At 71.0% G+C, this 6,170-nt stretch carries 7 protein-coding genes and 1 pseudogene; 7 read left to right on the top strand and 1 reads right to left on the bottom strand.

Annotation, left to right across the window (positions count from 1 at the left end; all coding sequences use genetic code 11):
- Positions 1-369 precede the first annotated feature (369 nt).
- From AC1C2W_RS19490 to AC1C2W_RS19475, 4 genes and pseudogenes are all read left to right on the top strand, one after another.
- Entirely contained in the window at positions 370-648 is a 279-nt protein-coding gene (locus tag AC1C2W_RS19490) for a 2-oxo-4-hydroxy-4-carboxy-5-ureidoimidazoline decarboxylase (protein ID WP_495414049.1), read from the top strand.
- Positions 645-983: a hydroxyisourate hydrolase gene (gene uraH, locus AC1C2W_RS19485; protein WP_495414048.1), complete on the top strand. Its 339-nt coding sequence runs from the start codon at positions 645-647 to the stop codon at positions 981-983. The genes AC1C2W_RS19490 and uraH overlap by 4 nt, the downstream gene beginning before the upstream one ends.
- Positions 984-1,121: 138 nt before the next feature.
- Positions 1,122-1,412 (top strand): annotated as a pseudogene (locus AC1C2W_RS19480) (factor-independent urate hydroxylase); the annotation flags it as partial.
- A 156-nt stretch (positions 1,413-1,568) separates the two neighbouring features.
- Positions 1,569-1,745, top strand: coding sequence for a hypothetical protein (locus AC1C2W_RS19475; RefSeq protein WP_495414047.1), 177 nt, complete (start codon positions 1,569-1,571; stop codon positions 1,743-1,745).
- A 38-nt stretch (positions 1,746-1,783) separates the two neighbouring features.
- Here the strand turns inward: AC1C2W_RS19475 and AC1C2W_RS19470 are convergent, their stop codons facing one another.
- The gene (locus tag AC1C2W_RS19470; RefSeq protein WP_495389822.1) at positions 1,784-2,536 is read right to left on the bottom strand and encodes an IclR family transcriptional regulator; all 753 of its coding nucleotides are present in this window, start codon (positions 2,534-2,536) and stop codon (positions 1,784-1,786) included.
- Positions 2,537-2,643: 107 nt separating this feature from the next.
- Between AC1C2W_RS19470 and AC1C2W_RS19465 the strand changes: the two genes are divergently transcribed.
- The 3 genes from AC1C2W_RS19465 (at position 2,644) to aceB (ending at position 6,153) form a co-directional block, all read left to right on the top strand.
- Entirely contained in the window at positions 2,644-4,125 is a 1,482-nt protein-coding gene (locus AC1C2W_RS19465; RefSeq protein WP_495414046.1) for an NAD-dependent malic enzyme, read from the top strand.
- Between the two features lie 75 nt (positions 4,126-4,200).
- On the top strand, positions 4,201-4,377 hold the full coding sequence (locus AC1C2W_RS19460; protein ID WP_495389820.1) for a hypothetical protein: 177 nt from the start codon (positions 4,201-4,203) through the stop codon (positions 4,375-4,377).
- A gap of 192 nt (positions 4,378-4,569) precedes the next feature.
- Positions 4,570-6,153, top strand: coding sequence for a malate synthase A (gene aceB, locus AC1C2W_RS19455; protein ID WP_495414045.1), 1,584 nt, complete (start codon positions 4,570-4,572; stop codon positions 6,151-6,153).
- Positions 6,154-6,170: the final 17 nt, after the last annotated feature.

Raw genomic sequence — 6,170 nt, 5'->3', positions numbered from 1 at the left:
GTGGGAGAGTAGGACGCCGCCGGACATCTATTCACGAGAGGCCCACCCCTGACCCGGGGTGGGCCTTTCGCGTACCCAAACAAACCGTGACGCGACGCGAGCCGAGCGGGTGCTCTCTTGACAGGCCGCGCTTTCGGGGACGAGGCTTCCCGATCGGAACCCCGCTTTCGGTGGGCGGAATCAGTGGGAGGGGGATCGCTCGATGACGAGTCCTGGCCTCGAGACGTTCAACGCGGCCGACCCTGGCACGGCGCGCGCGCAGGTGCTGTCGTGCGCCGCCGTGTCCCGCTGGGCCGACGAGGTCGTGGCAGGCCGTCCGTACGCGGACGCCGGTTCCGCGCTCGCCGCCGCCCGGACCGTTGCGGACCCGTGGAGCGACGAGGAGATCGACGCTGCGCCTGCCGCAGGGAACAGGCCGGCCTCGGCGAGATCGGCGGGTCCGTCGAGGAGCGCCTGCGCGCGGGAAACTGTGCGTACGAGGCGAAGTTGGGCCACGTCGTCCTCATCCGGGCGGCGGGACGCACTGCGGAGGAGATCCTGTCGTCGCTCCGCGAGCGACTGCAGAACGACGCGGCGACCGAGCGGGGCATCGCCGGGCAACAGCTTCGGGAGATCGCCGTGCTCCGGCTGGAAGGATCGCTCGCATGACGTCACACATCACCACGCACGTGCTCGACGCCGTCTCGGGGATGCCCGCCGCAGGCGTGGCCGTGTCCCTGTGGAGCGTCGGCGTGGACACGGCCGATCGGCTCGCGGACACGACCACCGATGCGGACGGCCGTGCGTGGGACCTTGGCCCCGAGACCCTCGAGCCGGGCACCTACCGCGTCACGTTCGCGACCGGTGAGTACTTCGCCGCGCGCGGTGTGCCCACGTTCTATCCGTCGATCACTAGCGACTTCACGGTCGATGCGGGGCGCGACCACTACCACGTGCCCTGCCTGCTCAGCCCGTTCGCATACTCGACGTACCGCGGGAGCTGACGGGCCCTTGGCCCGCATCATCGGTCGCGGCAGAGCCGCCGCGTCCTGCGTCATCGTCATCGTCATCGCAGACGGACCGAGGCCGGCCCCTGAGGGCTGCCGTGGGACCACGCAACATCAGATGAAGGAGTCAGGACGATGTCCGCCACCGACGCCCGGTCCACGACGGGCACGATCGTGCTGGGCGACAACCAGTACGGCAAGGCCGAGGTCCGCGTCATGAAGGTCGACCGCGACCAGGCGCGCCACCGCATCACCGAGCTCTCCGTGAGCTCGCAGCTCCGCGGCGACTTCACGGCCGCCCACGTGGAGGGCGACCAGGGCAAGGTCGTCGCGACCGACACTCAGAAGAACACCGTCTTCGCGCTGGCCAAGGGCGGCATCGCGTCTCCGGAGGAGTTCGCGATCCGCCTCGCCGAGCACTTCACCTCGAGCTTGGCTCCTACGTCGCCGACCGGCCGTACGGCAAGATCGAGGCGGAGGTGAAGCGGGAGGGCGCGAAGGCGGAGGCGCGCGCCTGGGCGACCGTCACGGGGTTCTGCTGATCCGGAAGACTCCGTGGAGTCGGTTCGAAGGAGCGTCGACATGAGCACGACCACGATCGGCCGGCAGGATCAGGCTGGTGATGACCCGTTCTCCGCGCAGATCGTGCGGTTCTTCCCGCCCGTGGTGACGGGCACGATCATCACGACGATCTGCGCGACCCTCGAAGCCCCGCACGCGGACCTCGTGCCCGCCGGCGCCGAGCCGGGGAAAGGGTGACCGGGATGCGCGCCCTCCGTCCGGGACCGGGCCTGGCGTCAGGCCGCGGAGAGCAGCTGCTCCGAGATGGTCTCCGCCACCTCGTGCAGCATCGGGAGCGCGGCCTCGCCGAACTCGTACGTGACCCGGGCCGCGGGCCCGGAGACCGAGAGGGCGGTGGGCGTCGGCGCGCCCTTGACCGGGACGGCGAAGCACCGCACGCCGATCTCCTGCTCGCCGTCGTCGACGGCGTAGCCCTGCTCGCGGATCTTCGCGACCTCGGTGAGCAGGTCGTCGACGTCGGTGATCGACAGGTCGGTGGCCGGCGGCATGCCGACGCGTCCGACGATCTTGCGGATGGTCTGGTCCGGCAGCTCGGCGAGCACCATCTTGCCGACGCCGGTGCAGTGGCAGTACACGCGCCGTCCGACCTCGGTGAACATCCGCATCGAGTGGGACGACGATGCCTGGGCGACGTAGACCGCCATGTCGCGGTCGATCATCGCGAGGTTGGCGCTCTCGCCGAGCTCGCGGGCCAGCCGCTCCAGGTGGGGACGGGCGCTGGCGCCGAGCTGGCGCCCCGCGCTCTCGCCGAGACGGATCAGGCGGGGGCCGAGCGTGTACCGGCGCGACGGGAGCTGGCGGGCGTATCCCCGTCCCACCAGCGTCCGCATGAGCCGGTGGATCGTGGGCAGCGGCAGCGCTGCCGCCGCGGCGAGCTCGCTGAGCGCGGCGTCGCCGCCGAGGTCCGTCATGATCTCGAGCAGGTCGATCGCCCGGTCCACCGACTGGACCCCGGTGCCGTTCGCCATGGTCGCGTCCCCCTTCGCAAGGCCGGGTGAACCGAGGCCGGTTCGAGGAATCATCTTTCCACATCTCGAAACTTCACAGCATCAGGACCACGAAAGGATCCCCGGCCATGGCGATGCCCAGCCCCAGCTACACGATCACCCTGCGAGTGGAGGCGCCGGCGACCCAGCGCGCCACGAGCGAGATCGTCCACGAGGTCGCGACGGCCGGGGGCTCGGTGATGGGCGTGGACATCGCCCAGTCGCACGACGACACGATCGTTGTCGACGTCACCTGCGACACCGTCGACGCCGAGCACGGTGAGAGGATCGTCGCGGCGCTCGACGCGCTCGAGGGCGTGCGCGTGCTCAAGATGTCGGACTCGACGTTCCTCATGCATCTCGGCGGCAAGATCTCCGTCACCCCGAAGGTGCCGCTCAAGACCCGCCGCGACCTCTCCCGCGCCTACACGCCGGGCGTCGCACGCGTCTGCCTCGCGATCGCCGACCGGCCCGAGGACGCGCGCCGCCTGACCATCAAGCGCAACACCGTCGCGGTGGTCACTGACGGCACGGCCGTGCTCGGCCTCGGCGACATCGGCCCGGCGGCCGCCATGCCGGTGATGGAGGGCAAGGCGGCGCTGTTCAAGCAGTTCGCGGACGTCGACGCCTGGCCGATCGCCCTCGACACCACCGACACCGAGGAGATCATCCGCACGGTGAAGGCGATCGCGCCGGGCTTCGGCGGGGTCAACCTCGAGGACATCTCCGCGCCGCGCTGCTTCGAGATCGAGAAGCGGCTGCGCGACGAGCTGGACATCCCGGTCTTCCACGACGACCAGCACGGCACGGCGATCGTCGTGCTCGCGGCCCTCATCAACGCGCTCAAGGCCGTGGACAAGAAGATCGACGACGTCCGCATCGCGGTCTCCGGCGTCGGGGCAGCGGGCTCGGCGATCATCCGCCTGCTGCGCGCCCAGGGAGCCCGGGACATCATCGGCTTCGACCGGCACGGTGCCCTCACGGCCGAGTCGGCCGCGGGCGACGAGAGCCGCGTCTGGCTCGTGGAGCACACCAACCCGTCGGGCTTCACGGGCACGCTCAAGGAGGGCCTGAAGGGGGCCGACGTCTTCGTCGGCGTCTCGGCGGCCAACATCCTCTCGGGTGCGGACGTGGCGGCGATGAACGACGACGCGATCGTCTTCGCGCTCGCCAACCCCACCCCCGAGGTGGACCCGATCGCCGCGGGCGAGACCGCCGCCGTCGTCGCCACGGGCCGCAGCGATTACCCCAACCAGATCAACAACGTGCTGGCGTTCCCCGGCCTGTTCCGCGGCCTGCTCGACTCCGGCGCCCGGCACATCACGGACGAGATGCTGCGCGTGGCGGCCGTGGCGATCTCCTCGGTCGTGAGCGACGACGAGCTGAACCCCGCGTTCATCATCCCCGGCGTGTTCGACAGCCGCGTAGCCGAGGCGGTCGCGGAGGCCGTCCGGGCCGAGGGCCTCAAGGAGGTCCCGGTGGCCGAGCAGCGCGCGGGGGACGCGGAGCACCTGGCGGAGCACCTCGGCCAGGCCTTGAACGTCGACGCCGGGACGGCGGCATCCCGATGAAGGCCGCCCTCGACCGGGCGACCCTCGACGACGTCGAGCGCCGGCTCGCCGCCCGCGGGCAAGGACGCGGACCTGGTGGTCTTCGCCCCCGAGGCGTCGTTCGTCGTCGAGCCGGCCGCCCTGCACCACAAGAACCCGGCCACGCCGTACGCCGGTCGCGACCTGACGGGCGTCGTGCGGGCCACGCTGCTGCGCGGCCGGCCCGTGGGCGACGAGCCCGCCGGCACCCTGCTACGCCGCGGCGAGGCCTGAGGCACGGCCCTGCCGCGGTTCCCCTGCACCCCGAGAGGAACGCACGAGGACGCACGATGACGAGACTTCAGCCCGGCGACACCGCCCCCGGCTTCAGGGTGCCCGCATCCGTCGTCGACGCGCTATGGTTTCGACCAGAATTCCACCAGGCGTAATTACCGTTCCACTGCGACGAAGCAAGGAGGGACTGTCGTGGCGCTCCCCGACGGCCTGACCATCACCGCCGCGATCGGCGAGGGCGACACCGAGGTGCTCACCCCGGCCGCGCTCGACCTCATCGTCACTCTGCACCGGCAGCTCGGAGCCCGCCGCCTCGAGCTGCTGGAGGCGCGCCGGCAACGCCGCGAGGCGCTCGCCGCCGGCGGCACCCTCGACTTCCTCCCGGAGACGGCGCACATCCGCGCCGACGACTCGTGGCGCGTGGCCGAGCCGGCCCCCGGCCTCGTCGACCGCCGCGTCGAGATCACCGGCCCCACCGACAAGAAGATGACGATCAACGCGCTCAACTCGGGCGCGAAGGCGTGGCTCGCCGACCAGGAGGACGCCAACACGCCGCTGTGGAGCAGCGTGGTGGGCGGCCAGGTCAACCTGCTCGACGCCATCGAGCGGCGCATCGACTTCACCTCGGAGGCGGGCAAGGCGTACGCGCTCAAGCCCGACGAGGAGCTGGCCACGATCATCGTGCGTCCCCGCGGGTGGCACCTGAACGAGAAGCACGTGCTGGTCGACGGCCAGGAGGCCTCCGGCTCGCTGGTCGACTTCGCGCTCTACGTCGCCACGGGCGGCCTGCGCCAGATCGCCAAGGGCCTGGGGCCGTACTTCTACCTGCCCAAGATGGAGTCGCACCTCGAGGCGCGGCTGTGGAACGACGCGTTCGTCATCGCGCAGGAGGCGCTCGGCATCCCGCGCGGCACCATCCGCGCCACCGTGCTCATCGAGACCATCCCGGCCGCGTTCGAGATGGAGGAGATCCTCTACGAGCTGCGCGAGCACTCGGCCGGCCTCAACGCCGGCCGCTGGGACTACCTGTTCTCGGTGGTGAAGACCTTCCGGACCCGCGGCGATTTCCTGCTGCCCGACCGCAACCAGATCACCATGACCGTGCCGTTCATGCGGGCGTACACGGAGCTGCTGGTCGCCACCTGCCACCGGCGCGGCGCGCACGCCATCGGCGGCATGGCCGCGTTCATCCCGAGCAAGGACGCCGAGGCCAACGAGCACGCGTTCGCGAAGGTCCGCGCGGACAAGGCACGCGAGGCCGGCGACGGCTTCGACGGCTCCTGGGTGGCGCACCCGGGCATGGTGCCCACCTGCAAGGAGGTCTTCACCGAGGTGCTCGGCGACCGGCCGAACCAGATCGACCGCACGCGCGACGACGTGCACGTCACCGCGGCCGACCTGCTCGCCGTCGACAAGACCCCGGGCACCGTCACGGAGGCCGGGCTGCGCAACAACGTGTCGGTCGGCATCCAGTACCTGCACGCCTGGCTCGGCGGGCTGGGCGCGGTGGCGATCTTCGGCCTCATGGAGGACGCCGCGACGGCGGAGATCTCCCGCTCGCAGGTGTGGCAGTGGCTGCACAACGACGTCGTCCTCGCCGACACCGGCGAGCGGGTGACGCGCGAGCTGGTGGACCGACTCGTCGAGGAGGAGGTGGCCAAGCTTCCGGACGACGCCGCCGACTACGACGTGGCGCGCTCCCTCTTCGTGGAGGTCGCCGTGGCCGACGAGTACGTCGACTTCCTCACGACCGCCGCCTACGAGCGGATGCCCTGACCGACACCTGTGCGACA

This window comes from Isoptericola sp. Y581 (genome assembly GCF_059445475.1).
This window is presented reverse-complemented; position numbering and strand designations above follow the sequence as displayed.